Here is a 25140-nt window from a genome sequence, read left to right on the forward strand (position 1 = left end):
TGGTTTATACTAGCGGTACAGGGACCATCCTACACGTAGATAACTCTACGGAGTCACTTCTTAAGTGATTTCGTGGAGTTTTTTTGTTTTACAAAAGCTTAATATGAAAATACCAGTGTATAAGAGGGGATAAAAATAGATAACAAAAATCTTTATACAAATACAGCAAAATTTTATGATAAGGGTAATGAAATTTAAAAATAGTCAAGAAAAGAGGGATGCATAATGAATTTTCAATTACAACAATGTGTTGGTCACATAGATGAATTTGATGCAATAGAAAATTATAATCTGTCAATTGGAGTAGAGATACAGGATTTTGCTACCTCTCAATTATTAGATGAGGGTTATTGAAAATATTGAAGAAGAAATAAACAGAGTAAGAAAATATCTTTAATATAATAAAAACATATAGATTTTATTTAAGCCAAGGCATATGAAATAATGGAGGGATAGAATTGAAAATCGAGTTATTAAGAGCTAACAATGAGATGGAAGAACAATATTATGATTTTATTAATGAATGGGAAAACTCTGGAGAAGAAATAACCCCCTATGGTGCAAGATTATTGGGTATGGATTATGAATCATGGCTTACGCACACTAATAAAATGGAAAATGTGAATACTTGTCCAGCACACTTAGTTCCATCACACATGTATTTTCTGGTTTTAGAAAATAAAAGAATTATAGGAGCAATAAATATTAGGAACTATTTAAATGATTACCTATTTAATTTTGGTGGGCATATCGGTTATGGTATTCGTCCATCAGAACGAAAAAAAGGATATGGTGCATTGATGTTATCTATGGCCTTACCTATAGCAAAAGAACTTGGAATTAGTAAGGCTTTAGTTACTTGTGATAAAAATAATTTAGGTTCTGCTAAAACAATAATAAATAATGGTGGAGTTTTAGAAAATGAAGTGATGGATGATGGTGAAGTAACTCAAAGATATTGGATAGAGGTATAGGTTGTAGGATAGAGTTTATGTGGTTTTAGAATTATACGTGAGGGATTATCATGTTCACATTAGTAAAAGAAGGAATATAAAAGATATGCAAAGGAGTTGATTTTATGAAATATCCGTTGCCACTTAAAAAAGAAGATATTATAGGAATTACTGCGCCATCTATGGGCGTATTAGGGGTTATATCAAAAAAAATAGATAATTCAATTAAAAAACTTGAAATGATGGGTTATAAGTGTGTTGAAACTGATTCTGTTAGGAATATTTCGAAACTAACAAGTGCTTTACCTGAAATTAGAGCACAAGAATTTATGTCTCTATATTGTGATGAGAAGGTAAAAGCAATTATTCCACCATGGGGTGGAGAATTATTAATGGATATGCTTCCTTTTTTAAATTTTGATTTACTAAAAAAACTTCCACCTAAATGGATTATGGGGTTTTCAGATACAAGCATGTTATTATTTGTTTTAATGTTGAAGCTAGATATGGCAACTTTACATGGACCTAATTTATTGGACTTTGGAAGCAGTTCAATTGATGATTCAGTTTTGGCTTCATTAGATATTATGGCTAAAAATAATGAAAAGTTTATTCAACAAAATTTAGAATATTATCAAAAGGAATGGTTTGAGATAACTGATACGACATTTCCTCCGTATAATTTAACAGAAAAAGTTATTTGGAAGTCACTAATCGAAGACCTCAACTACAAATTTAGAGGAAGATTAATAGGTGGAAACTTAGATGTCATATGTAAATTGATTGGAACTCCATATGCCCCTGTAGAAGAATATATTGATAAATATTATGATGATGGTTTCATATGGTATTTTGAAAGTTGTGAAATGAATGCTGCAGATGTATATCGAACATTATTACAGATGAAAATGAGTGGGTGGTTTGTAAATTGTAAAGGGATTTTATACGGGCGTTCGGAAGGGCTTGACGCTATAGACGACTTTACTTTTTTAGATGCACTAACTTTTGCATTTAAAGATAATAATATACCTATAATTTATAATGTTGATATCGGGCATTTACCACCTCAATTAACATTGATAAATGGTTCTTATGCAGAAGTTTTTTATGAGAACGGTAGAGGAACAATAAAGCAACAAATGGTATAAATACATTATGATAATACTGTGGTGCTAATGAAAGAGTTTATTATATTTTAAGGAGATGATGTTATGGGTACATTAGTTTTGTTCAGTGATTTTACTGAAAATGATAATGCAGATTTTAAAAATAGTGTAAGAAAGCTTTTTTCAAATAAGCAATACAGTTTAACCTATATTGCATCAATGACAGATATAGCACTTAAGTATTATAAAATGAATAAAGAAAGCTTAAGTGAATATGGTGACTTTGAATTTCATTATTTGGATATTGATGAATTTTATAACCAAGATAATATAGAAGAACTATTTAAATCAGATGTTATTTATCTTTCAGGTGGAAACACATATTATTTCTTAAACAATTTGAAGAAAAGAAATTTAATAGATAGGCTTAGAATATACGTTCAAAATGGAGGGTGTATTTTTGGATTAAGTGCTGGGGCAATAATGATGTCAAAGGATATTGTAGTTTCACAATTTGGTGATGAAAATATAGTTGGGTTAACAGACTTATCCTCATTAGATTTAGTAGATTTTGATTTTATGCCTCATTGGAATCAAGATAGTAGCTATTTAAATGCTTTAAAAGAATACACAGAAAATACAGGAAGAATTTGTTATATATGTAATGATGGAGATGGAATTATAATAAAAGATAATGAAACAAAATTTTATGGGAATATAAAAATTATAGAAAATGGAAGATTTAACGACATTTCATAAGGGAACCTCCCACTTCTATAAGTGGGGGTCACATGCTATAACAAAGAGAAAACTTCAGTGGGAGCATAAATCTCCAATTGCTTATCGTTTCGAAGTTGCATTTTATGACATATTTATCACTTACAAAGTGATAGTTGTTATTTCTCCAAAACTCTTCTAGATGAAAATTCTCAGCCACCCTGAAAATTTCATCTAGCACTTCAATATTATCAATTCTGCTGCACTTAAAAATCCTAATCTCGTTTTTAAATTCACGAAAAGCTATCATATACCATTCGAAATTTTTTACCACTGCACCATAAGTCATTATAATCCTTTACTACAGCTTTCATTATTCCGCGGGAATTAAGCAACATAATAATTCCGAGTAGTCGGTGAAGTCTCATAGATCAGACTCCTATTCTCATTTTTTATATTCTTCTTGCCATAAAGTAATCATCTCTCCTCTGCTTAAGAATATCATATATTATTATAATATTGCTTAGTAAAATTAAATCTTAAGAAATCTTAAGGTTTAATTACAATTTTCTTAAGGTTATTTTTGTAATATAAGAGAGTAAGGAATATGCATTTTACTACGAGCATCTATATAAGAAGTTTTAAAAGATTTTGTTTGAAATTCTGGGGGTGGGGGAGAATAAAAATTGCTACTCCACCATTGAGATATAGGGGGACCCAGGGTCTCTGAGCTAACTAAAAATAAATAAGGAGGACTTTAAAGTGAAAAAGAAAATTACAATAATTTTAATTTTAGGGATTATAGGATTAATGTACATAAATAGCAGATATGGTAGCCTGAAAGTTATAGGGGGTGTAATTGAAAGGAACACTTATATTGAAACTGTCAAAGATATGTCCAATGAGAATAGCAATGTAGAGGATGGTAATTTAATATTGGTGAATAGAAAAAATGAACTAGATAAAGATTATGTTCCAAATCATTTAAAAGTTCCAAATATCAGATTTTATTCTACCGTGTCAAATGAGGAAATGCAGATGAAAGGAGATGCAGGTGATGCACTTAAAAAGTTATTTGAAAAAAGTGAACAGGAGGGCATTATACTTTACGCATTATCTGGTTATAGATCTTATGCAACTCAAAAGGAGTTATATAAAAATAGTATTAAAACAAACGGAAAAGGATATACATATAATTATGTGGCAAAGGCAGGTAAAAGTGAACATCAATCAGGACTTGCAATGGATATAACTAATTCTAAAAAAAGTACAGGCTTTGAATACACCAAAGAAGGTATATGGCTTAAAGATAATGCTTATAAATTTGGATTTATAATAAGATATGGAAAAGGTAAAGAAGAGATTACAGGTTATAATTATGAACCTTGGCATGTAAGGTATGTGGGAACTCAGAATTCAGAGAAAATTTACTCGAAGGATATTACTTTAGAGGAATTTTTAAAATCTTAAACAATCAAAGCATATAATTAAAGCATAAAAAAATTCATGTTAGACAAATCTATTTTTAAAATATATAATTATTAAAGATGTATAAGTTATAGGCTTAAAACTCTATAAGAGTAAACAAATGGAGTGAGTATATGAGTAAAAACATATTAATTGTAGATGATGATAAAGAAATAGTTAATTTAATTGAGATATATTTAACTAATGAAGGTTACAATAGTTATAAGGCATATGATGGGGAAGAAGCTTTGCAGGTTATTGATAAGTGTAATATAAGTCTTATAATATTAGATATAATGATGCCCAAAATTGATGGATTAGAAGTATGTAACAAAGTTCGCGAGAAGCTTAATATACCTATAATTATGCTAAGTGCTAAAAATCAAGATTCAGATAAAATAAAGGGGTTATTGTTAGGCGCAGATGATTATATGGCAAAACCATTTAATCCTCTAGAGCTCATGGTTAGGGTAAAGGCTATATTTAGAAGAATTTACGAATTTGATAAAAATAGTGATGAATTAAAAGATATCGATACGATAGTTATAGGACCACTTAAAATAAAAAAATCCACTCATCAGGTAGAAGCAAATAATAAGATTATTGCTTTAACATCTACAGAATTTGAAATATTACACATCTTAGCTAATAATACAGGAAGAGTTTTTAGTGCAGAAGAAATATTTCAAAGAGTTTGGAAAGAAAAATATTATCAATCAAATAATACAGTTATGACTCACATGAGTAAATTAAGAGAAAAGCTTGATGCGGTTTTAGAGGGTGAGAAGCTTATTCATACTATATGGGGAGTGGGGTATAAAATTGAAAAGAAAACCTATATATAAATTAGAGTTAAAAATAGTTTTTAATATATTGATTACCTTTATATTTTCAGCATTAACTATGGCTATTCTTTATATTATGTGGAAATTTTTCATAGAAATATTTATAAGTGATTCACAAGAACTGTCAGCTATAATTTTTAGGTTAAGGCTATCTATCAATTTTATAAATGTAGCAATTGCACTATGGATAATAATTTTTTTAATTTACTCTCATTCATTGCTTTACAAGAAGCTAAAGTACTTTGTAGAAGTTGATGAACATATGAAAGCAATAGCCGCGGGTAGGATAGATAAAAAAATACCAGAACAATCGAAAGCAGAGCTTGGGAAAATAGCTAAAAATATGAATGAAATAATAAATAAATTAAATAAATCAATAGAAGAAGAGCGGAGAGCAGAGCAAACAAAATATGAATTAATAACAAATGTATCTCATGATTTACGCACTCCATTGACCTCAATATTGGGGTATCTTGAACTCATAGATAAGGATAAATATGAAGATGAAGTTAGGCTTAGATACTATGTAAGTATTGCTTATGAAAAATCAAAGCGATTGAATACTTTAATTGATGACTTATTTCAATATACTATAATGAGAAATAGTACTTTAAAATTAAATAAAGAATCAATAAATGTAATTGAACTTTTAAATCAAGTGGTATTGGAATTTAATCCACAGTTTAGAAAAAAAAATATAGAATGTAGGACATATTTTTCTGAGGATAAACTTGTAATAGTGGCTGACGCAGTTAAATTAGCTAGAGCGTTTGAAAATCTAATTTCTAATGGTATGAACTATGGAAGTGGAACTGAGTATATTGACATATGTACTAGGAAAGAAAATAATAGTGCGGTTATAGAGGTAATTAATTATGGTGAACCAATACCAAGTATAGATGTACCTTTTATTTTTGAAAGGTTCTATAGAGTTGAAAAGTCACGTTCAGAATTTGCTGGAGGTTCAGGACTCGGTCTTGCTATAACTAAAAGTATAATAGAGCTTCATGAAGGTGAAATTTTTGTTGAAAGCAATTATGAGAGAACTGTTTTTATAATTAAATTGCCCTTGGGTAGTTGATAAGGTTTTGGAAATTAATTATGAAATACATTGTGGATAATAAGATTGCTATAAGAAAACAAGAGTTATATATAATGGTACCTATAGGATGGACACTTTGAAGAAAGTGTTTGGGCTATAGGTAATTTTTTTATATAATTTATATAAGCATAAGGGATATGGAAAAGTTTGTTGTAGTCATATATTGGATTTATAGTATTGTTTAGGTGACAATCCAAATTCCTTTTTAAAGGCGCGTACAAAGCTGGAATAATCCCCAAAGCCACATTGCCCGCAAACTTCTCCTGTCTGCATGCCACTTTTTATAAGATCTGAAGCTTTTATAATTCGTTTTTTTTGTATATAGTTATATATTGTATAGCCAGTTTCTTCTTTAAATAAATGCATCAAATAATACTTATTTAGGTAAAATACCTTTGATAGCATGCCTATAGATAAGTGCTTATCTAGATTTGAGTTTAGAAAGCTCAAAATATCTTCAATTCTAGGGTCATATTTAATGTCATCAATATTTTTATTAATATCCATTCCAAGAAATAATCTATTTATTTTTACCATGAACTGAAGAAATAAGGCGTTTTTTAATATAGTACTACCAAAAGCCATATCTTGCACCTCTTCTTCAAGGTCCGCTAGATTTTGTTTTAAGGAATTTATATTCTTGTTACACAATCTAATAAGATTGAGCTTTCGCTCAGATGCCAATTGAAAACAACTTAGAAGATCACAATTATTTTTATTATGTCCTTCTAAAAACAATGGATTTAGCCACAGTATCATTCGGACGTAAGGCACAGTTGGGCTTATTATCGGTAGGTGAAGATCATTTCTGCCAACTAGTAATATATCCCAAGGCTTTAATTTATAAGACTTTCCTTCAATTATGTAGGTAACTTCTCCTGAGACGAAAATAATTATTTTATTAAAGTCATGGTAGTGAATTTCAAATTCATTTTTTTTCTGATCTTTTAGGTTAAAGAAGAGGAAATCTTCATTAAGGTATCCTCTTTTTACTTTTTGCGTAGAAATATTATCCTTCATATAGCACCTCAAATATTAGAAATTTATTATATTATAGCACTTTATGCAAGGAATTAAGCATTAACTACAATAAAAATAGTAAATGTAGAGCATATAATAGTTAATAGTAATGGTAAATATATACCATATCTTATAGGAGGGAATAATGTGAAATTGTATGAGATATTAAAAGGCATAGATTACGAGATATTAGTGGGGGATCTTAATTTGGAGGTATGCAGTATAACCTGGGATTCAAGAAACGTAGACAGAAATTCACTTTTTATTGCAGTGAAAAATAAAAATATAGATAGACATGATTTTGTATTGGACGCTATAAGTAATGGGTCTATAGCATTGGTTGTAGAATATGAAATTCCTAATATACCAGAGGACATTACAGTTATTAAAGTTAAGGACGCAAGAAAATCAATGGCTATCATAGCTAAAAATTACTATGAAAATCCAACAGAAAAACTAAAGATTATAGGGGTTACAGGTACTAATGGAAAAACTTCAGTTAGCTATTTTATATCAGAAATACTCCAAGCACTTCAAGTTAAATGTGGAATTATTGGTACTATAGAAAATACTGTTGCTGGGAAGAAGATGAAAACTAAAAAGTTAAATCCAACTACACCTGATTCAATTGAGCTTCAAGGATCATTTGCAGAAATGCTGTGTTATGGAGCGACCCATGCAGTTATTGAGGTAACATCTTCAGCATTGTCCCAGGATAGAGTTTATGGATGTAAATTTGATATTGGTGTATTTACAAATTTAACTCAAGACCATTTAGAAGAGCATGGCACTATGGAAAATTATAAAAATGCTAAGTTAAAGCTTTTTAAAATGTGTAAAAAAGGAATAATCAATATAGATGATGCAATTGCAACTTACATAATGGCCACCGCTAATTGTGAACTCATAACTTACGGCATAGAAAATGATTGTGATTTTAGAGCAATAAATATCAAGTATACAAGCAGTGGCGTGAATTTTAATCTTGTTCATAATAATGAGATTAGAGAAGTTCAGCTTAGTATACCAGGAAGATTTAGCGTATATAATGCACTAGCTGCAATTGCAAGTGTCTACTGGCTAGGGCTAAATTTAGATGACATAATAAAAGCTGTTAAAGAAATAAAGGGAGTACCGGGAAGATTTCAAGCTATACCAAATAGCAAAGGTATTTTAACTATAGTAGATTATGCTCATTCACCAGATGGGCTAGAAAATATATTAACCTCAGTTAAGGAATTTGCTAAAGGTAGAATAATTTTAGTTTTTGGATGTGGTGGAAATAGAGACACAGGTAAAAGGGCAAAAATGGGCGAAATAGCAGGAAAGTATAGTGACTACTGTATTATTACCTCAGATAATCCTAGAAAAGAAGAGCCAAGCTTAATAATTGATGAAATCGAAGTAGGAATGATTAAAACAAGCTGCAGCTATGAAAAAATACAGGATAGAAGGCAAGCGATTTCTAAAGCGCTCGGTATGGCAGAAGCCTTTGATACAGTAATAATTGCAGGAAAAGGACATGAGAATTATCAAGTACTAAAGGACGAAACTATACATTTTAGTGACGAGGAAGTAGTGAGAGAGTATTTTTTTAGCCATTAATATTGCAGCAATGAAGTTTATGATTTAGTTTTAATATTGGAAGGAGTTAAATATATATGAAGAACTTTTTAAAGAATTATAAAATGTCGTTGGTGCTACTTTTATCAATACTACTAGGTGGAATAATAGGTATTATATTAGGGCCAAAGGCTACAGTACTGGAGCCCTTTGGACAAATATTCTTAAACTTGATGTTTACTATAATAGTGCCTTTAGTATTCTTTAGTATAACGTCGGCTATAGCTAATATGACGGGTATGAATAGACTTGGTAAGATAATGATAAATATTGCAATAGTTTTTGTGATTACTGCATTGATATCTGGTATTTTGGCTATTGTGGGAGCATTGATATTTAATCCAACTAAAGGATTAGATGCTGAGGCTATTAAAACTATTTTATCTAAGGTGGGAGGGGAAATTGGAACAGAAGCTGGAAAGGTATCTTTATCACAACGATTAGTAAACACAGTTACAGTGGGAGATTTCTCAGGTTTATTTTCTAAAAATAATATGCTTCAAATAATCATTTTTTCTGTGTTATTTGGAGTATCAACAGCATTAGTTGGTGAAAAAGCAACAGTTGTAAAAAACCTTTTAAATTCAGCTACAACTATAATGATGAAAATGGTAAGCATTATTATGTACTATGCTCCAATTGGACTCGGATGTTATTTTGCATCAGTTGTAGGGCAGCTGGGAACACAGATATTACAAGGATATTTAAAGGTGTTCCTCTTATATTTAGGGTTGACAGCAATAAATTATTTTGTATTTTTTAGTATATATTCCTATTTATCAGCAGGGAAAATGGGATTTAGAGCATTTTGGAAAAATGCAATTTCACCAACAGTAATAGCATTAGCTACATGTTCAAGTGCTGCATCAATTCCTGTTAATCTTGAAGCCACTCAGAAAATAGGTGTGCCAAAAGACATTGCAGAAACTGTAATACCCCTTGGAGTTAATACGCATAAGGATGGTTCTGTTATGGGGGGAGTGTTAAAAATAGTATTTGTATTTGGATTATTTGGTAAAGAAATTAACAGTATTCCAATCATATTATCCATATTGGCAGTAAGTTTTTTAGTAGGAGCAGTTATGGGAGCAATACCAGGGGGAGGAATGATTGGAGAGATGCTTATAATAAGTGTTTATGGATTTCCACCTGAAGCACTTCCTATAATAGTTGTTATTAGTACAATTATAGATGCACCAGCCACAGTATTAAATTCAACAGGGAACACAGTGTGTGCAATGATGGTTTCAAGACTTGTTGATGGGAAGAAGTGGCTAAAGGTTAGTTAAAGAATGAAAGGTGAAATAATATAAGTCAAATTAACAAAATATTCAAGAAAACAGGTTTATTTTAAATATATTAATTTACACATTCATACAATTTAGGAAGGAAACATGGTAAGATATAGATAGAAAAGCATAAAAAATTATAGAATTTAATGCTATGACAACTGCATTAAAAGATTGCAACAAACCTTGTTGTAAGAGAGCAAGGTTTGGAGAGGGCTAAAATATGGATAAAAGAGCTAAGATTTTAGTAGTTGAAGATGAAAAGGATATCAATAAATTACTTTGTACTATTCTTGAAAATAAGGGGTATAGAGCTAGAGCAGCTTTTTCAGGGACAGAGGCTTTAATGTGTGTAGAAAATGAATGGTGGGATATGATTTTATTAGATTTGATGATTCCAGGGATTAGTGGAGAAGAAGTTATATTAAAAATTAGAGAAATCACAAAAGCACCAATAATTATAGTAACTGCAAAAACATCACTAAAAATTAAGGTAGAATTATTAGAAAGTGGAGCGGATGATTTTATTTGTAAGCCATTTGATCCAGATGAAGTGGTGGCAAGAGTTAATTCTAATTTAAGAAGATATTTAGAATTTTCCACCCAGGAGAAAAAGAAAAATAGAGATAATATTTTGCATTATAAAGATATTAGTTTAAATACAGAAAGTAAAGAAGTAAAAGTGGGACAAAACATAGTTACGTTAACTGCAAAAGAGTTTGCATTACTAGAATTATTATTAACTAATCCCAATAAGGTATACAGTAAATCTAATATTTTTGAAAGTATATGGGGAGAAGAATTTTTAGGTGATGATAATACTGTAAGTGTACATGTGAGTAGATTAAGAAATAAGCTATCTAGTGCGAATAATGGTGAAGATTACATAGAAACAATTTGGGCAATGGGGTATAAATTAAGAAAATAGTTAATATTGAAGCATCGCAGATGATGATTTAATATAAAAAGCAATAATTAATATTATCTATTAAGAAGATTTAAGACTTTTGAAAGACTTTAGCAAAGTTTTCTTATGAAACATAAGTTATGATAAAAGTATGATTCATAAGGAGGTAAAAAATGAGTGAATATATAATTAGAGCTAGCAACATTACAAAAACATATGGTAATCACAAAGTTTTAGATGATTTATCCATAAACATTAAAAAAGGTGACATATATGGAGCTATAGGAAAAAATGGTGCTGGAAAAACAACTATTATTAGAGTGCTTGCAGGTCTTGTTATACCTAATAATGGACAAGTTGAACTATTTGGACATAGTGAGGAGAAGGAGATTACTAAGGAAAGAAGTAGGATTGGTACATTAATAGAATCACCAGCTCTTTATCTTAACATGACTGCGGAGGAAAACCTTAAACTTGTTAAAATTCAAAGAGGAATTCCAGGAAACAAATGTATTGATCAGACTTTAAATTTAGTAGGACTTAAGGATGTAGAGAAAAAGAAAACCAAGAATTTTTCATTAGGAATGAAACAAAGACTAGGAATTGCTATGGCATTATTAAGTGAACCAGAATTTTTAGTTTTAGATGAGCCTATGAATGGATTAGATCCAATTGGAATAAAAGAAATAAGAGAGCTTTTACTTAAATTAAATAAAGAAAGAGGAACCACTATTTTAATATCAAGTCATATGTTATCTGAACTTACTCACATTTCAAATAGATATGGTTTTATAAATGATGGGAAATTAATTGAAGAAATGACGGCCAATGAACTTTTAAATAAATGTAGAACTTATCTTCATTTGAAAGTAAATGATTCTTCGGATGTCTCAGTTATTTTAGAAAATGAGATTGGAATAAAAGACTTTGAAGTTTTTCCAAATAATATCATAAGAATATATGATGAATTTGACGGGGAAAAGGTTACTATGGCTCTATCTAAACATAACATAGGAGTTAAAGAAATAATGCAAATGGGTGAATCTCTGGAGGATTATTTTACCAAGCTAGTTGGAGGAAAAGGTAATGAGTAATTTAATTAGAGGAGAATTTTACAAATTAAAAAAAAGCAATTATTTTATTGGGATAATATTTTTAGCGATAGGGGCTTCATTTTTTTTAATTACTGTATGGGATAAGGATATACAACGACTTCAGAAAGCACATTCTAATTTTCTTATGAATGGAGCATATTCAATAGAATACGCATTCGAATATATTATATATACCAGTTTTATATTTGCATTATTAGGCGGAGAATTTATTGCTAAGGATTTTAAGAATAATAATATAAGTAAAAGTTTCAGTTATGGATATAGGAGAAGTAAGGTTATACTAAGTAAATTAATAGTATTTATAATGGCTTGTTTATTTTTAGAAATAATTTATACAACAATTTTAGTTATACATGTTTCAATAATTTATGGGTTTTGTGAAGTCTTAAATTTAAGTACTATTTTATATTTAACCAGAGTAATTATTATTGGCATAATGTATAATATAGCCACGATATGTATAATTGCTATGATTGCTATGATAACAAAGAGTGCTCTTTGTACATTTATTTCACCAGTTATATTTTTTTTGAGTGTTCAGTTGTCTTTTTCAAAAATAGGTACATATATTCTTCTTCCTTATGTTGCTGGGCGAGGAGCAATATCGAGATTTGCACTTAAAGAAGATATCATACTTGGAATAATTTCATCGCTTTTAACTTTTATTATAACAATTGCAGTGAGTATGTTATATGTAAGGCATGAGGATATTAAGTAAATGATAAGTGAAAATTTTATTATATGAGTAGGAGAAATGAGATGTATTTAGGTATTATTTTAATAATTATTTTCCTAGTATTAATTTTGGCAGTAGCACTTATTAAGCTACATTTATATAAAAGAGAAATAGGAGCTATAACTAAGCAAATTAAAAATTTTAGAGTGCGAGAAAACAATAAAAAAGTTAATACTGAAATAGCTGATAAATATATAGAAGACTTAGCTTTTGAAATTAATGAATATTTAGAACTTTACAGAAGAAATGAACAAGAAAAAGTAATGTTTGAAAATACATTAAAACAAGGGATAGCTAATATGTCTCATGATTTAAGGACACCCTTAACATCAATAATAGGATATTTGAAACTTCTTAAGAAGAATGGTATAGATAAAGAAGAGGCATTAGAAATAATTGAAAATAAAACCAATAAATTAAATGTTCTTATAAATGATTTTTTTGAGTTAGCTTCAATAGAAAGTGAAGATTATGAATTAGAGATGACAAAAGTAAATTTAACTAATATAGTACGTGACGAAATTTTATCATTTTATGAAGCTTTTGAGAGCAAAGGGGTAGAACCCAAAATAAGCATTTCGGATAAGGCAATTTTTATAATGGGCGATAAGGATAGTTTAGAGAGAATATTAGATAATTTGCTTTCCAATACATTAAAATATGCAGAGAAAGATATTAAGATTAAATTAGAAGAATGTGATGATAAAGTAATTTTTAAAATTTCAAATATATGTACAGGCATTGAGGAAGAAGATGCATTACATATGTTTGATAGATTTTACATGGCAGACAAGGTGAGAACAGGAAAAGGTGTAGGACTTGGGCTTTCTATTGTAAAAAGTTTAATGGAAAAGATGAATGGAGTAATAATATCAAAGCTTGAAGAAAATAGGATTTCTATAATGTGTGAATGGAAATATATAAAATAATATTATTAAATATGAACTTGATGTAAAAATAGCAAATGGATAGTTTAACTATTTATTTGCTATTTTTATTTAAAATTATGAATCTTACATACACGTCATATTCCTGTAAGCTTTACAGATAGTAAGTTATGTATTATTATTATAAACTATGTATATATATTTATAATTAGTTTCGAAGGAGTGATAAATCATCGATATAATATTTTTATTAAAAGCAATCGTAATAGCAATAGTAGAGGGGCTAACAGAATTTGTGCCAGTATCTTCTACAGGACACATGATATTAGTTGGATGGGCAATGGGGTTTCAAGGAAAATTTGCAGAGATGTTTGAAGTTGTAATTCAACTTGGAGCAATAATGGCAGTAGTTGTTTTATATTGGAAGAAGATTAAAGAAAGCATAATAGAATTTTTTAAGTTTATATTTACCAAAGGAAAAGAGGGTAAAAAAGGATTTAAATTTGGGATAAATGTTATTACAGCATCTATTCCCATGGCAGTTGCAGGAGTATTATTATATGATAAAATAAAATCTAAATTTATACCAGAAGCTGTTATAGTAGGATTTATAGTTGGTGGATTATTGTTACTAATAATCGAAAAGAGATTTGGAAATAAGCGTCATAAAGTAGGAAGTATAGATAGCATAACTCCTGTTCAATCATTTAAAATTGGTTTATTACAACTTCTTGCTATGTGGCCAGGAATGTCGAGAAGTGCTTCTACAATTATGGGTGGGTGGATTGCAGGATTATCAACACCGGTAGCAGCAGAGTTTTCATTTTTCATAGCAATTCCTGCTATGATAGGAGCAACAGGTAAGGATTTATTCGAATTTGATTATTCTATAATGACACTGACATTATGGATTGCATTAATAGTTGGAGTTGTTGTAGCTTTTCTAGTAGCTTTAATTGTTATGAAAAAATTTGTTGATTACTTGAAAAAGAAGCCAATGAAAGTCTTTGCAGTATATAGAATAGTAGTAGGTACTTTACTTGGGATATTAGTATTAACTAAGATCATTACTTTAACATAATTACTGATTTGAGAGGAAAGCATAGAGAGGATGGTTAAATTAAAATGATTTATTATTTAGGAAATTCTATAAATTTAGGATGGGATAAATTTTTTATTGCTATTTCAAGCTCTTCGGACACAACTCCTCAGTTTTTATTAACCGCATTAGTTTTTATTATATTATACCTTTTCAATAAGAAAGTAGAAGCTATTTGTTGTGTATTTAATATCGGGGTTACTGGTTTTACAAACTTGATACTTAAAAACACAATAAAAAGAAATAGACCAACGGGAATATGGTTAATGGAGTCTGATGGCTATAGTTTCCCTAGCGGTCATTCTTCTATTTCTACGGCTATAGGAATTGTACTTATTTACATTATATTTAAACGAATAAAGAATAAAAAAATCGCTTATTTTATGAGTGGGTTTATAGTTATATATTTAATTCTTGTAGGAATTAGTAGGGTTTATGTGGGAGTCCACTATCCAGGAGATGTTTTTGGTGGGTGGATTATAGCTGGAATGTGGTCTTATATTACTATTGTGGTTTATAAGTTTTGTATGAAAAAAGGTCTAAATAAATATTTAGATAAACATTTTACTATTAAATTCAAGATGTTTAAAAGCAAATAAAAATATAATATTAATATAGTAAGACCCTACTAGAATTATTTATTCTAGTAGGGCCTTTAATTATAAAGTCATATTTATTTTGTAAGCTTAATTATTATATCCTTATGTTCAGAGTATTTATTTAAGAGAACATCTCTTTCAATTATTTCAAAATCTTTAAAGTCGAATCCAGGTGATACCATGCAGCCAACAAGAGAGTATCCTGGGCTATTCATAGCAGAACCAAAGATATGATTCTTAGGTACTAGGAACTGCGGAGTTTCTCCATTTTCTATATTAAGACCTAATTGCTTTGTAGTAAGTTCTCCATTTGGACTTATCATATATATTGTAAGAGGGGAGCCCGCATGGTAGTACCACATTTCATCTGATTTTAATCTATGAAAACTTGAAATTTCTCCATCTCTTAATAAAAAATAAATACTAGTCCAAAGTATTCTTTCACCTTCAAACTTAGTTTTAAGGTTATTGGAGCTAATATTTTCACAAGAGCAGAAGCTGTTTTTGTAAAAACCACCTTCAGGATGAGCTTCCATATTTAGTGTGTCAATAAAGTATTGGGATGAGTACATAATTTATCTCCTTTGCTAAAAAAATTTGATTATATTTAATTATAATCAAATAGGTTAATAGTGACAAGCTTATTTGTAAGGTTTATTTAAGGTTAATGTCATCAAGAGATAAGGTTGACCTTATATAATTTACTTATAGCGTAAGGGTAAAAATATGAGTTGTAAATAAAGGAGAATTGATTATGAAAAGAAAATTTTTAACAATATTAATAGTAGGGGTGCTTTGTATATCTATGGTGGCTTGTAATAAGCAAACAAAAGAAAATTCAAAACAAACTCAAAATAAAACGGAACAAACAGAAACTAAAAAAGAAGATGCAGGAAAGAAATTTGAAAATTTAGGTATTGAATATAAATTACCAGATAAGTGGAAAGCAAAAGAGAAAAATATAGATTTACTTGGACTTGATGGAGAAGAAAATATAATAGGACAGCTTATGTTTAGCTTTATAGCTACTGAAACTATGGACAAGATGGAAAAATTAAATAAGGATTCACAAAAAATACCGGAAACAGACAAAATAAAGATAGAAAAGTTTCAAACAGACCTTATGAATTTATTAAAAGAAAATAAAGAACTATGTACTATAGTAACTATAGACAAAAGTAAAACCCCAGGAAAAGTACAAAAAGAATTGTTCGCTAAGTTTAAAAATAAGGATTTAATAGGTAAAGAAGCTAATTTTGAAATTTATTTATTACATAATGATGTACCGGAAGAAAGTGGATTATCAGATAAATCTAAAAAAGATTTTAAAGAAGTATATGGAGAAATTAAGAATTTTAAAAGTTTGATTAAAACATCTAAGCCAGTATCAGAAAAAGAAAAATTAAACAAATATAAGAAGTTTGAGTTTAAAACTAAAACTTTAGATGGAAAAGAAATAGATAGTAGTATTTTCAAAGGTAGTAAGCTTACTATGATAAATATATGGGCTACATATTGTGGACCATGTATACAAGAAATGCCAGATCTTCAAAAGCTTTATGAAGAGGTTAAAGGTGAGAAGATTAATGTGATTGGTCTTGTTTCAGATACACCTGACGAGGATAATGAAGAATTAGCTAAAAAAATATTAGAAAAAAAGGGCGCGAAGTTTACTAATATTATTCCCGATGAAAGCATTAAAAATAATATATTGAAAGATGTTTCAGGAGTTCCTACTACATTATTTGTTGATAGCGAAGGAAATATTGTTGGAGACTTTTTAGTTGGTTCACATAGTAAAGAAGACTATAAGAAAGAAATTCAAGCTAGGCTTAAAAGTATAAAAAATTAAACATAGTTTAGAAATAACATACCTCACCTTATAATAGGTGGGGTATGTATGGTAATTGGGAAATATGATTTTAAGAGCAGAAGTTTTATTATAAACTAATTACAGCAAATGAAAAACAAGGATGTGAATTATATGAATTCAAATAAGGTTAGTAAAAATCAAGGTTATATAAAATATGGGATTTTAATGATGAGCATCTTATTTATTTCTACTGGCTTATATAGGAATGAAGTGCGAATTGTATTTAAAAAAGCAATAAATATATGTTTGGAGTGTATAGGGATTGGATAAAAGAAGAATAACGCAAATTGTTGTAGCTATAACCACAAATGCAAATGTAAATGGGTTTTTAAAAGGCAACATATATAAAGGGGCCACAAAGAAGGTTTGTGTTCCAGGCTTAAATTGTTACTCTTGTCCTGGAGCGCTGGGGTCTTGTCCGATAGGTTCTTTGCAGGCGGTTATAGGAACTGTAAAATATAATTTTTCATTATATATAGTTGGGCTTATGTCTTTATTTGGTGTTATATTTGGTAGATTTATATGCGGGTGGTTATGCCCCTTTGGTCTTATTCAAGACTTATTATATAAAATACCTTCTAAAAAGATAAAAGTAAATGAAAAAGTGAATAATAGACTTAAATATTTAAAATATATTATATTGGCATTATTTGTTATAATATTACCTATGTTTTTAGTAAATGAATTTGGAATAAGTCCTCCATATTTTTGTGAATACATATGTCCCGCGGGCACGCTAGAAGGCGGAATACCATTAGTTTTAATGAATAAATCACTAAGGGGAGTAATAGGATGCTTATTTGTATGGAAGATGTTTGTACTAATTAGTATTATTATCGCTTCAATATTTATATACAGACCATTTTGTAGGTATATATGTCCCTTAGGCGCATTTTACTCATTATTTAATAAAGTGAGTTTTTACAAATATGAAATAGATAAAAACAAGTGTACAAACTGTAGTGCTTGTGCTAGAAAATGTAAGATGAATATAGAGATATATAAAAATCCTAATAGTGCTGAATGTATTAGATGCGGAGAATGTGTAAAAGCATGTCCTACAAAGGCTATAAAAAAAGGGTTTCGATTTTAATGGATGAAATTTTTTTAAACTTGCCACCTAGGTGGCACTTTTTATTATGTAAGGTTTATTTAAGGTTAATGTTATCAAGAGATAAGGTTAGGGTTATATAATGTATTTATAGCAAGATAAGATTTTAACGACATTTCAGAAGGAAGGTCTCCCACTTCTATAAGTGGGGGTCACATACTACGATTAAAAGAAAACTTCAGTGGGAAGTCTAGATCTCCTTCTGAAGTCGTTAATATTGCAGCACCGCAGGTGATGATTTAACGGATGACATTCACTTAAACTTGCCACTTGGATTCATCTTATTCTAAGGTGGCGCTTTTTATAAGGAGGAACAAAATGATATATTGGGAACTTAAGAAAATATTCAAATCAAAAATTGGAGTAATTATAGCAATAATATTTATTTTACTTTGCGGGTCAATGGCTTTAATAAAACCACAGATGGAAACCCAGAAATCACATAGAAATGAGCAATATGATTTAATTAAAGATACAAGACCGGCCAGGGTAATTGCACAAGAAAAGTTAGATGCAAAAATAGGCACTATAAGGGAAGCGGCAAATAGTCAGGAGAAAGATGATTTTAGTAAAGCTATGAAGGAAATATCCCATAAAAAACTGAAAAGTATGGAAAATACTAAGTATAGTGATGTTAGCTTCTGGAAGGTATTCGATTATAGAGCAACCAATACACTTATGGCATTCTTTATGGTGGTAATTCTAATCATAGTTTGTTGCAATATATACACGGATGAAATTGTGTCTACAGTAGAAAATTTGATTCTTACATCAAAAAATAAAAACAGAGCTTTATATTCAAAATTAGGACTTGGAATATTAATACCAACAGTTTTATATGGGTTTTATCTAGTAATCCAATTTATAATAACAGCAGTCCAATATGGCTTGCCAATAAATGGAGGGCTACAAGTCATAAGAATAATAGACAACCCTATTTTAGTAAGAGATGCATATACTATAATTCAATTTATAATATTAAAGATAGGCATAATGATATTGATATTAGCTACACTAGGTGTAATTGCATGTTTATGTTCATTTTTAACAACAAGCTCAATTGCAGCTACAAGCGGATTCTTGATGTTTATTATTATTCCAAAATTGTTAACAATGGTAAAAGTAATTCCAGGTAATGTTCAAATGGTATTAAATAGTATTAATTTTGTAAATTTACTATTTTATTTTAACCAGTTTGCAGGCGTATATTATGGAAATGTAAAATTCTTTGGGATGAACTTTGACTTAATTAATCTTTGCCTTGGAATATTGGGGATGACTTTAGTGGCAGGAATTACAATGAGCATAGTGTCATTTAAAAAAGTATTAGTAAGATAATTTAAATTAGAGGAGGAATAATTATGAATAAGCTTGAGATAAAAAATTTAACAAAAAGCTTTGGAAAAAAGAATGCGAACAATAATATAACACTTACTTTAGAAAATGGTGTATATGGACTACTCGGACCAAATGGAGCAGGTAAAACTACACTAATGAAACAAATAGTAACATTAACAAAGCCTACAAGTGGAGAAATTATTTATAATGGGAAAAGTATTTATGAAAAAGAAGATGAGTATAGAAATATTATTGGATATTTACCACAAGAATTTGGTGCATATAAGAATTTTACAGCAAAACAATTTTTGAAATATGTGGCTGCATTAAAGGGAATAGACAAAAATAGTGCTTCTAAAAAAATTGACGAACTACTAAACCTTGTTGGCTTATATGAAGTTAGAAATAAAGCAGTTGGTAAATTTTCTGGTGGTATGAAAAGAAGAGTTGGAATTGCACAAGTATTATTAAATGACCCTCAAATAGTTGTACTTGATGAACCAACAGCGGGGCTTGATCCTCAAGAAAGAGCAAGATTTAGAAATCTTATAGCTGAAATATCAAAAGATAAAATAATAATACTATCAACTCATATTATTTCAGATATAGAAGCAGTAGCTAGAGAAACTATAATGATTAAAAATGGTAGCGTTATAATAAAAGGAAATCATAAAGATATATTAGATGGCATGAATGGAAAGGTGTATAAGATTACAACAAATAAAGAAAATGAAGTTATGGATATACAAAGAGATTATAAGGTAGTTAACATTCAAAGGGGTGCGGATATTACAGAGCTAAGGGTAGTAAGCGATAAAATGCCTCTATATGCATCAGCGCAAAGCATAGAACCAAGATTTGAGGATGTATATATGTTTTACTTTGATTTAGAAAATACTAGGGAGGTGTAACTTATGGGAATTCTTATAAAATCAGAAATAAGAAAAATGTTATTAAAACCAAGCATAATAATAACTTGGATTGTTTTACTTTTATTTTCTAAAATTTTAATTAGGCCAGATACAGGTGCAGAGGTTTGGGCAGATGTCTTTAGTAAAATTTATGGAATCGTACCACTTATAGGATTAATAACTTTTATGATAATTTCAGCTACATATACACTTGAATATAGCTCTAATATGAATGAACTTATCAATACGACCCAAAATGGAAAGAAAAAGGTTGTAATGGCAAAATGGATTGGTGCAGGCATATCAACATCAATAGTTAATGTATCAATAGTATTTATAATATATATAGATGGATTAATAAAATCAAATTTTAGTGGTTTAGACTTACCATTAAAAGAGCTTTGGTATTTTGGAAATAGTGGTTCAAACATAACTGTATTGCAAATGATGATTATACTTATAATAACTGTTATAATAGGTTCATTTTTTTTCTCAGAACTCGGATTATATCTATCGGCGATAAGTAAATCAGCTTCTATACCTTTTATTTTTGGGGGTCTACTTATGGGAGTGCCATATATACTAAGTGGAATATTATCTCAAGGTGGATACGCAAAATATTTTGGGGTAACTCCACTTTGGGGAATGATGTCATCAGAATTAATAAGATACAAGGTTCCAATGGCATTAATAATAGTTCAAATATTAATAGTTGTTGCTGGTTTTGTATTTTTACCAAGGGTTACCTACAAAGCATTTATAAAAGAAGGAAAAAGATAATAAGTTAGTTTTTATGGTATTATATAGTTAGAAACCTAAAGACATTTCAAAAGACTAAACAATTAATAATTGTCTAGTCTTTTGAAGTATTTAAGAGAGCATTTTCAGGTGATGATTTAATTTTAAGGGGTGATAATTATGGAGAATTCAATTAATAAAAGTAAAATACTAATAGTTGATGATGAAGAAGATATATTAAAACTTTTATCTACTGTACTTAAAAAAGAGGGTTTTGAAAATATATATACTGCAATAGCGGCAAAAGAAGCAATAGATTTAGTATCGCGTTTAGACCCAGATATTATTCTTTTGGACATAATGATGCCGGGTAGAGACGGATATGATGTATGCAAAGAGATAAGAAAGACTTCTAGAACCCCAATTTTGTTTATGTCGGCTAAGACGGAAGAGCTAGATAGGATTTTGGGTTTTGCTTTAGGGGCTGATGATTATATTACAAAGCCTTTCAGTCCAAAAGAGGTTGCATATAGGGTAAAGGCTCATTTAAGAAGGAATAATTATATTGATGAAGATAAGACTGAAAAAGGCAAAACCATAGTTTTTGGACCTTTTGAATTAAATGAGGAAAAGATAGAGTTTAAAAAGAATGGTGAGTCAATACAGTTAAAAGCAAAAGAATTTAAGATGTTAGCTTATATGTTGAAAAACCCAAACCAAATCCTCAGCAAGGAAAAAATCTGCAGTGGAGTTTGGGGAGAAGATTATATAGGCTTTGACAATACAATTATGGTTCACATAAGAAGACTCCGAGAGAAAATAGAGGATAATCCTTCATTGCCCAAATATATAGTTAATATTAAAGGCCTGGGATACAAATTTGTTGTAAAGGACGAATAGATATGAAATTGAAATTAATAGCTAGATTCATGTGGACTGTGGTTTCTGTAGTTATAATTGTAATGATTATAAATATTATTGCAATTTTTTCTTTTGCAATTCATAACGATAATACGAAAAACACCATAATAGAGAAAAAATTAGAAGGTTTAGGCGCAGAGGATTATACTAGAAATTTTAGTGAATATATTGTAGGTAATAAAGAAACTATTTCTGTAGATAATAATGGGAAATTAAGTTTGAGTAACAACGATATATGGATACAGATATTAGATGAGAAAAGTAGTGAGATATATAGTTATAGAAAACCAAAAGGTACAAAAGAAAGTTATACTCCTTTTCAATTGATCCATGAATATAAATATTCGGATGAAAAAGCATTATCAACTATTTTTGTAGGTGAAAAAAAAATAGAAGGGCGTGCATATAGCTATATAATAGGATTTCCACGTGTTAAGGTTGAAAGACAAGTATTTACTATTAGCATGAATAATTTTGTGGAAACTATCCGTAGAACTATTTATAGCATCTTAATATTAGACGTACTTATTGCATTATTTTTTGCATATTTGTTCTCGAGAAGGCTTACTAGACCTTTAAGTAATATAATAAATGGGGTTCTAGTATTATCTGATGGAAATTATAATTTAGAATTATCCGAAAAGGGTATATACACTGTGGTCTATCGAAACCTAAACAACCTTTCATCAACTCTTAAGAGCAATGAAATAGAAAGAAAAAAACTTGATAAGATGAGAGAAGAATGGATTTCAAATATGTCACATGATATTAAGACACCGCTGGTATCTATAAAAGGATATGCGGAACTTTTAAGCAGCGATGATTATGATTTATCAAAAGAAGAGGTAAAACAGTATTCAAAAATAATAGACAGTAAGGCCAACTATATAAAAGAACTTGTAGATGATTTGAATTTAACAACAAGATTAAAAAATAAAGTATTGAAGTTAAACAAGAAAAAAGTAAATATGGTCAGCTTGGTACGAAATGCTGTAATTGACATACTAAACGACCCGAGTAACGCGAAGGTAGATATTGATTTCATTTGTGAATATGAAGATATAGAAGCTTTTGTGGATGCTAGTCTTATAATGAGGACTATGAAAAATTTAATATATAATGCAATAGTTCATAATGAAGAGGGCGTAAATATAAAAGTGTCCGTTGAAAAGAAGGATAACTTGAAAATTATTATAAGTGATAACGGAAAAGGAATAAGACCGGAAGAGCTAAACCATATATTCGAAAGATATTATAGGGGGACAAATACCGGAAAGGGACATGAGGGTTCAGGGCTTGGAATGGCTATTGCAAATGATATAGTAAAAGCGCATGATGGCGAAATTAAGATACTAAGTGAGCTTGGACGCGGTACAGAAATAGAAATATATTTATAAATAAGTATTTTTTTAAAAGTTTTTTTCAGCATAATAAAAATGGAGGGTTACGATGAATTTTATAGGTAATATTATTTGGTTATTATTTGGGGGGATCATTTCAGCTATTGCATGGTCTTTAGCAGGGTTAATTTTGTGTGTCACAATTATTGGAATACCCTTTGGTATTCAATGCTTTAAGATTTCAGTATTTGTATTGTGGCCTTTTGGAAAAGAAATAGAGCTTGGTAATTTTGGGGTTGGAGGATTGATTTTCAATGTGATTTGGATAATCTTTTTAGGCTGGAGCTTGCCATAGGGCACTTTATTACAGGTGTGATTTTTTGTGTAACAATTGTAGGAATACCATTTGGACTTCAGCATTTCAAATTTGCTAAACTTGGGCTGATACCTTTTGGAGCGAAAATACAATAGATATAAATTAGCTCTATAGTAGGCTCGCATCCACCATTGAAACCCTCGACGTAAGTCGGGGGTTTTTACCTTTTGTTTAAGGATTATCAAAGGTGAAACCAACCATAAATGACGTAGACTTTTTTAAAAACTTTTTCACTTAAATAGGGATTTCAACTTCAATTAAAATTTGAGTTAAATAATTGTCGTAGCCTTTACCTGTTACTTCATCTAAAAGGAATTCTTCATAAGAATATTTTCCTATAACTATATTAGAGTTTTTTAAAAATTGTAGTATTTTATTATAGGTTTTGTCGATAGAGTTATAGTCTCCTTCGTGATACGCGATGCAATAGAGTCCTTTTGGTTTAGTAAAAGTAAAAGGAATATCATTATTAGAATATAGCTTTGTATATAAAAAGGAATAATTTTCAGCTACTCCTTTTAATATATTATCCTTACTAATCATTGCTCCAATAGAATGTCCCGCGTTAAGATTATTTAAAGTGCAATAATTCATATGCTCGGACACAATTTTAAAATAATCTTTATGGCTTACATTTTCAATTGAATTACTAAGAACTAGATGCTCCTCATCAAAATATTCTAAACTAATCTTAGAATGATCTATTATACACGCATTTTCTGTTATAGAAATTTTTGTTTCCATGAGTTTACGTATTCTTTTTAGATTTTCTATTTCAATATCTATATCCAATACTTTATTTTTTAACAATTCAACGAGTGTACTGGGACTTCTATTATCAAGGTAAGCTTTAATCTCTTTCAAAGACATATTTGTTTCTTTTAAAATAGTAATAACATTAAAAACATCAAATTGTTGATAGGAATAATATCTATATCCGTTATCATCTTTTATTTCAGGGGAAAAAATGCCAATATCATCGTAATGGAAAAGAGTTTGTTTCTTTACATTACATAACTTCGCAAAATCTCCAGTATTAAAGTATTTATTAAATTTTTCATTCATAG

General features: G+C 29.5%; 28 protein-coding genes and 1 pseudogene. 24 read left to right on the forward strand and 5 right to left on the reverse strand.

The genetic code is table 11. The features are described 5' to 3' along the window. Positions 1–225 precede the first annotated feature (225 nt). From Ctaglu_RS26165 to Ctaglu_RS08825, 4 genes are all read left to right on the forward strand, one after another. Complete coding sequence (locus Ctaglu_RS26165) at positions 226–354, forward strand: hypothetical protein (RefSeq protein WP_267901263.1); 129 nt, start codon at positions 226–228, stop codon at positions 352–354. Between the two features lie 104 nt (positions 355–458). Continuing rightward, a complete protein-coding gene (locus tag Ctaglu_RS08815; RefSeq protein WP_373861668.1) occupies positions 459–974 on the forward strand; it encodes a GNAT family N-acetyltransferase in 516 nt (171 codons plus the stop codon). A 104-nt stretch (positions 975–1078) separates the two neighbouring features. Continuing rightward, entirely contained in the window at positions 1079–2101 is a 1023-nt protein-coding gene (locus Ctaglu_RS08820) for a S66 family peptidase (RefSeq protein ID WP_125000147.1), read from the forward strand. 63 nt (positions 2102–2164) lie between these two features. Then, positions 2165–2818 (forward strand): Type 1 glutamine amidotransferase-like domain-containing protein, encoded by a 654-nt coding sequence (locus Ctaglu_RS08825; RefSeq protein ID WP_125000150.1) that lies wholly within the window; start codon positions 2165–2167, stop codon positions 2816–2818. A gap of 28 nt (positions 2819–2846) precedes the next feature. On the opposite strand, the gene Ctaglu_RS08830 is transcribed toward Ctaglu_RS08825, so the two are convergent. Both Ctaglu_RS08830 and Ctaglu_RS26170 read right to left on the reverse strand, forming a co-directional pair. Continuing rightward, positions 2847–3125 carry a WYL domain-containing protein gene (locus Ctaglu_RS08830; RefSeq protein WP_125000152.1) on the reverse strand — a complete coding sequence of 93 codons (279 nt, stop codon included), beginning with the start codon at positions 3123–3125 and terminating at the stop codon, positions 2847–2849. Then, complete coding sequence (locus Ctaglu_RS26170; protein ID WP_267901266.1) at positions 3070–3204, reverse strand: hypothetical protein; 135 nt, start codon at positions 3202–3204, stop codon at positions 3070–3072. Before Ctaglu_RS26170 ends, Ctaglu_RS08830 begins: the two co-directional genes overlap by 56 nt. Positions 3205–3538: 334 nt before the next feature. On the opposite strand from Ctaglu_RS26170, the gene Ctaglu_RS08835 reads away from it, so the two are divergent. The 3 genes from Ctaglu_RS08835 to Ctaglu_RS08845 all read left to right on the forward strand — a co-directional run bounded on the left by Ctaglu_RS08835 (position 3539) and on the right by Ctaglu_RS08845 (position 6169). Then, a complete protein-coding gene (locus Ctaglu_RS08835; protein WP_125000154.1) occupies positions 3539–4246 on the forward strand; it encodes a M15 family metallopeptidase in 708 nt (235 codons plus the stop codon). 131 nt (positions 4247–4377) lie between these two features. After that, a complete protein-coding gene (locus Ctaglu_RS08840) occupies positions 4378–5088 on the forward strand; it encodes a response regulator transcription factor (RefSeq protein WP_125000156.1) in 711 nt (236 codons plus the stop codon). After that, a complete protein-coding gene (locus Ctaglu_RS08845; protein ID WP_125000158.1) occupies positions 5066–6169 on the forward strand; it encodes a sensor histidine kinase in 1104 nt (367 codons plus the stop codon). The genes Ctaglu_RS08840 and Ctaglu_RS08845 overlap by 23 nt, the downstream gene beginning before the upstream one ends. 177 nt (positions 6170–6346) lie before the next feature. Here the strand turns inward: Ctaglu_RS08845 and Ctaglu_RS08850 are convergent, their stop codons facing one another. Further along, complete coding sequence (locus Ctaglu_RS08850; RefSeq protein WP_125000160.1) at positions 6347–7210, reverse strand: AraC family transcriptional regulator; 864 nt, start codon at positions 7208–7210, stop codon at positions 6347–6349. Between the two features lie 147 nt (positions 7211–7357). On the opposite strand from Ctaglu_RS08850, the gene Ctaglu_RS08855 reads away from it, so the two are divergent. The 8 genes from Ctaglu_RS08855 to Ctaglu_RS08890 all read left to right on the forward strand — a co-directional run bounded on the left by Ctaglu_RS08855 (position 7358) and on the right by Ctaglu_RS08890 (position 15465). Further along, positions 7358–8815, forward strand: coding sequence for a UDP-N-acetylmuramoyl-L-alanyl-D-glutamate--2,6-diaminopimelate ligase (locus tag Ctaglu_RS08855; protein WP_125000162.1), 1458 nt, complete (start codon positions 7358–7360; stop codon positions 8813–8815). A gap of 56 nt (positions 8816–8871) precedes the next feature. After that, positions 8872–10122 (forward strand): dicarboxylate/amino acid:cation symporter, encoded by a 1251-nt coding sequence (locus tag Ctaglu_RS08860; RefSeq protein WP_125000164.1) that lies wholly within the window; start codon positions 8872–8874, stop codon positions 10120–10122. A gap of 223 nt (positions 10123–10345) precedes the next feature. Beyond that, positions 10346–11050: a response regulator transcription factor gene (locus tag Ctaglu_RS08865; RefSeq protein ID WP_125000166.1), complete on the forward strand. Its 705-nt coding sequence runs from the start codon at positions 10346–10348 to the stop codon at positions 11048–11050. 152 nt (positions 11051–11202) lie between these two features. After that, on the forward strand, positions 11203–12123 hold the full coding sequence (locus Ctaglu_RS08870; protein WP_125000168.1) for an ATP-binding cassette domain-containing protein: 921 nt from the start codon (positions 11203–11205) through the stop codon (positions 12121–12123). Next, positions 12116–12862, forward strand: coding sequence for an ABC transporter permease (locus Ctaglu_RS08875; RefSeq protein ID WP_125000170.1), 747 nt, complete (start codon positions 12116–12118; stop codon positions 12860–12862). The genes Ctaglu_RS08870 and Ctaglu_RS08875 overlap by 8 nt, the downstream gene beginning before the upstream one ends. A 41-nt stretch (positions 12863–12903) precedes the next feature. After that, the gene (locus Ctaglu_RS08880; protein ID WP_125000492.1) at positions 12904–13809 is read left to right on the forward strand and encodes a sensor histidine kinase; all 906 of its coding nucleotides are present in this window, start codon (positions 12904–12906) and stop codon (positions 13807–13809) included. Between the two features lie 190 nt (positions 13810–13999). Continuing rightward, positions 14000–14848, forward strand: a complete 849-nt coding sequence (locus tag Ctaglu_RS08885) for an undecaprenyl-diphosphate phosphatase (protein WP_125000171.1) — start codon at positions 14000–14002, stop codon at positions 14846–14848. 44 nt (positions 14849–14892) lie between these two features. Further along, positions 14893–15465 (forward strand): phosphatase PAP2 family protein, encoded by a 573-nt coding sequence (locus tag Ctaglu_RS08890; protein WP_125000173.1) that lies wholly within the window; start codon positions 14893–14895, stop codon positions 15463–15465. Positions 15466–15539: 74 nt separating this feature from the next. On the opposite strand, the gene Ctaglu_RS08895 is transcribed toward Ctaglu_RS08890, so the two are convergent. Continuing rightward, on the reverse strand, positions 15540–16037 hold the full coding sequence (locus Ctaglu_RS08895; RefSeq protein WP_125000175.1) for a cupin domain-containing protein: 498 nt from the start codon (positions 16035–16037) through the stop codon (positions 15540–15542). 182 nt (positions 16038–16219) lie between these two features. Here Ctaglu_RS08895 and Ctaglu_RS08900 point away from each other — a divergent pair, with 182 nt between their 5' ends. From Ctaglu_RS08900 to Ctaglu_RS08940, 9 genes and pseudogenes are all read left to right on the forward strand, one after another. Next, positions 16220–17317, forward strand: coding sequence for a TlpA family protein disulfide reductase (locus Ctaglu_RS08900; RefSeq protein ID WP_125000177.1), 1098 nt, complete (start codon positions 16220–16222; stop codon positions 17315–17317). 132 nt (positions 17318–17449) lie between these two features. Further along, complete coding sequence (locus Ctaglu_RS08905) at positions 17450–17608, forward strand: CD1871A family CXXC motif-containing protein (protein ID WP_164946440.1); 159 nt, start codon at positions 17450–17452, stop codon at positions 17606–17608. Continuing rightward, positions 17601–18431 (forward strand): 4Fe-4S binding protein, encoded by an 831-nt coding sequence (locus tag Ctaglu_RS08910; RefSeq protein WP_125000181.1) that lies wholly within the window; start codon positions 17601–17603, stop codon positions 18429–18431. Before Ctaglu_RS08905 ends, Ctaglu_RS08910 begins: the two co-directional genes overlap by 8 nt. 336 nt (positions 18432–18767) lie before the next feature. Next, complete coding sequence (locus Ctaglu_RS08915; protein ID WP_125000183.1) at positions 18768–19787, forward strand: hypothetical protein; 1020 nt, start codon at positions 18768–18770, stop codon at positions 19785–19787. Positions 19788–19810: 23 nt separating this feature from the next. Then, positions 19811–20698, forward strand: a complete 888-nt coding sequence (locus Ctaglu_RS08920) for an ABC transporter ATP-binding protein (protein ID WP_125000185.1) — start codon at positions 19811–19813, stop codon at positions 20696–20698. A 3-nt stretch (positions 20699–20701) separates the two neighbouring features. Next, positions 20702–21478 carry a hypothetical protein gene (locus Ctaglu_RS08925; protein WP_125000187.1) on the forward strand — a complete coding sequence of 259 codons (777 nt, stop codon included), beginning with the start codon at positions 20702–20704 and terminating at the stop codon, positions 21476–21478. Positions 21479–21616: 138 nt separating this feature from the next. Further along, a complete protein-coding gene (locus Ctaglu_RS08930) occupies positions 21617–22336 on the forward strand; it encodes a response regulator transcription factor (protein ID WP_125000189.1) in 720 nt (239 codons plus the stop codon). Positions 22337–22338: 2 nt separating this feature from the next. Further along, positions 22339–23754 (forward strand): sensor histidine kinase, encoded by a 1416-nt coding sequence (locus tag Ctaglu_RS08935; RefSeq protein WP_125000191.1) that lies wholly within the window; start codon positions 22339–22341, stop codon positions 23752–23754. 52 nt (positions 23755–23806) lie between these two features. Further along, positions 23807–24168 (forward strand): annotated as a pseudogene (locus Ctaglu_RS08940) (YccF domain-containing protein). A 139-nt stretch (positions 24169–24307) separates the two neighbouring features. Here the strand turns inward: Ctaglu_RS08940 and Ctaglu_RS08945 are convergent. Next, complete coding sequence (locus Ctaglu_RS08945; RefSeq protein ID WP_125000193.1) at positions 24308–25138, reverse strand: MerR family transcriptional regulator; 831 nt, start codon at positions 25136–25138, stop codon at positions 24308–24310. Positions 25139–25140: the final 2 nt, after the last annotated feature.

It is taken from the genome of Clostridium tagluense, from assembly GCF_003865095.1.
GTDB classification, from domain to species: Bacteria; Bacillota; Clostridia; order Clostridiales; family Clostridiaceae; genus Clostridium_AD; species Clostridium_AD tagluense.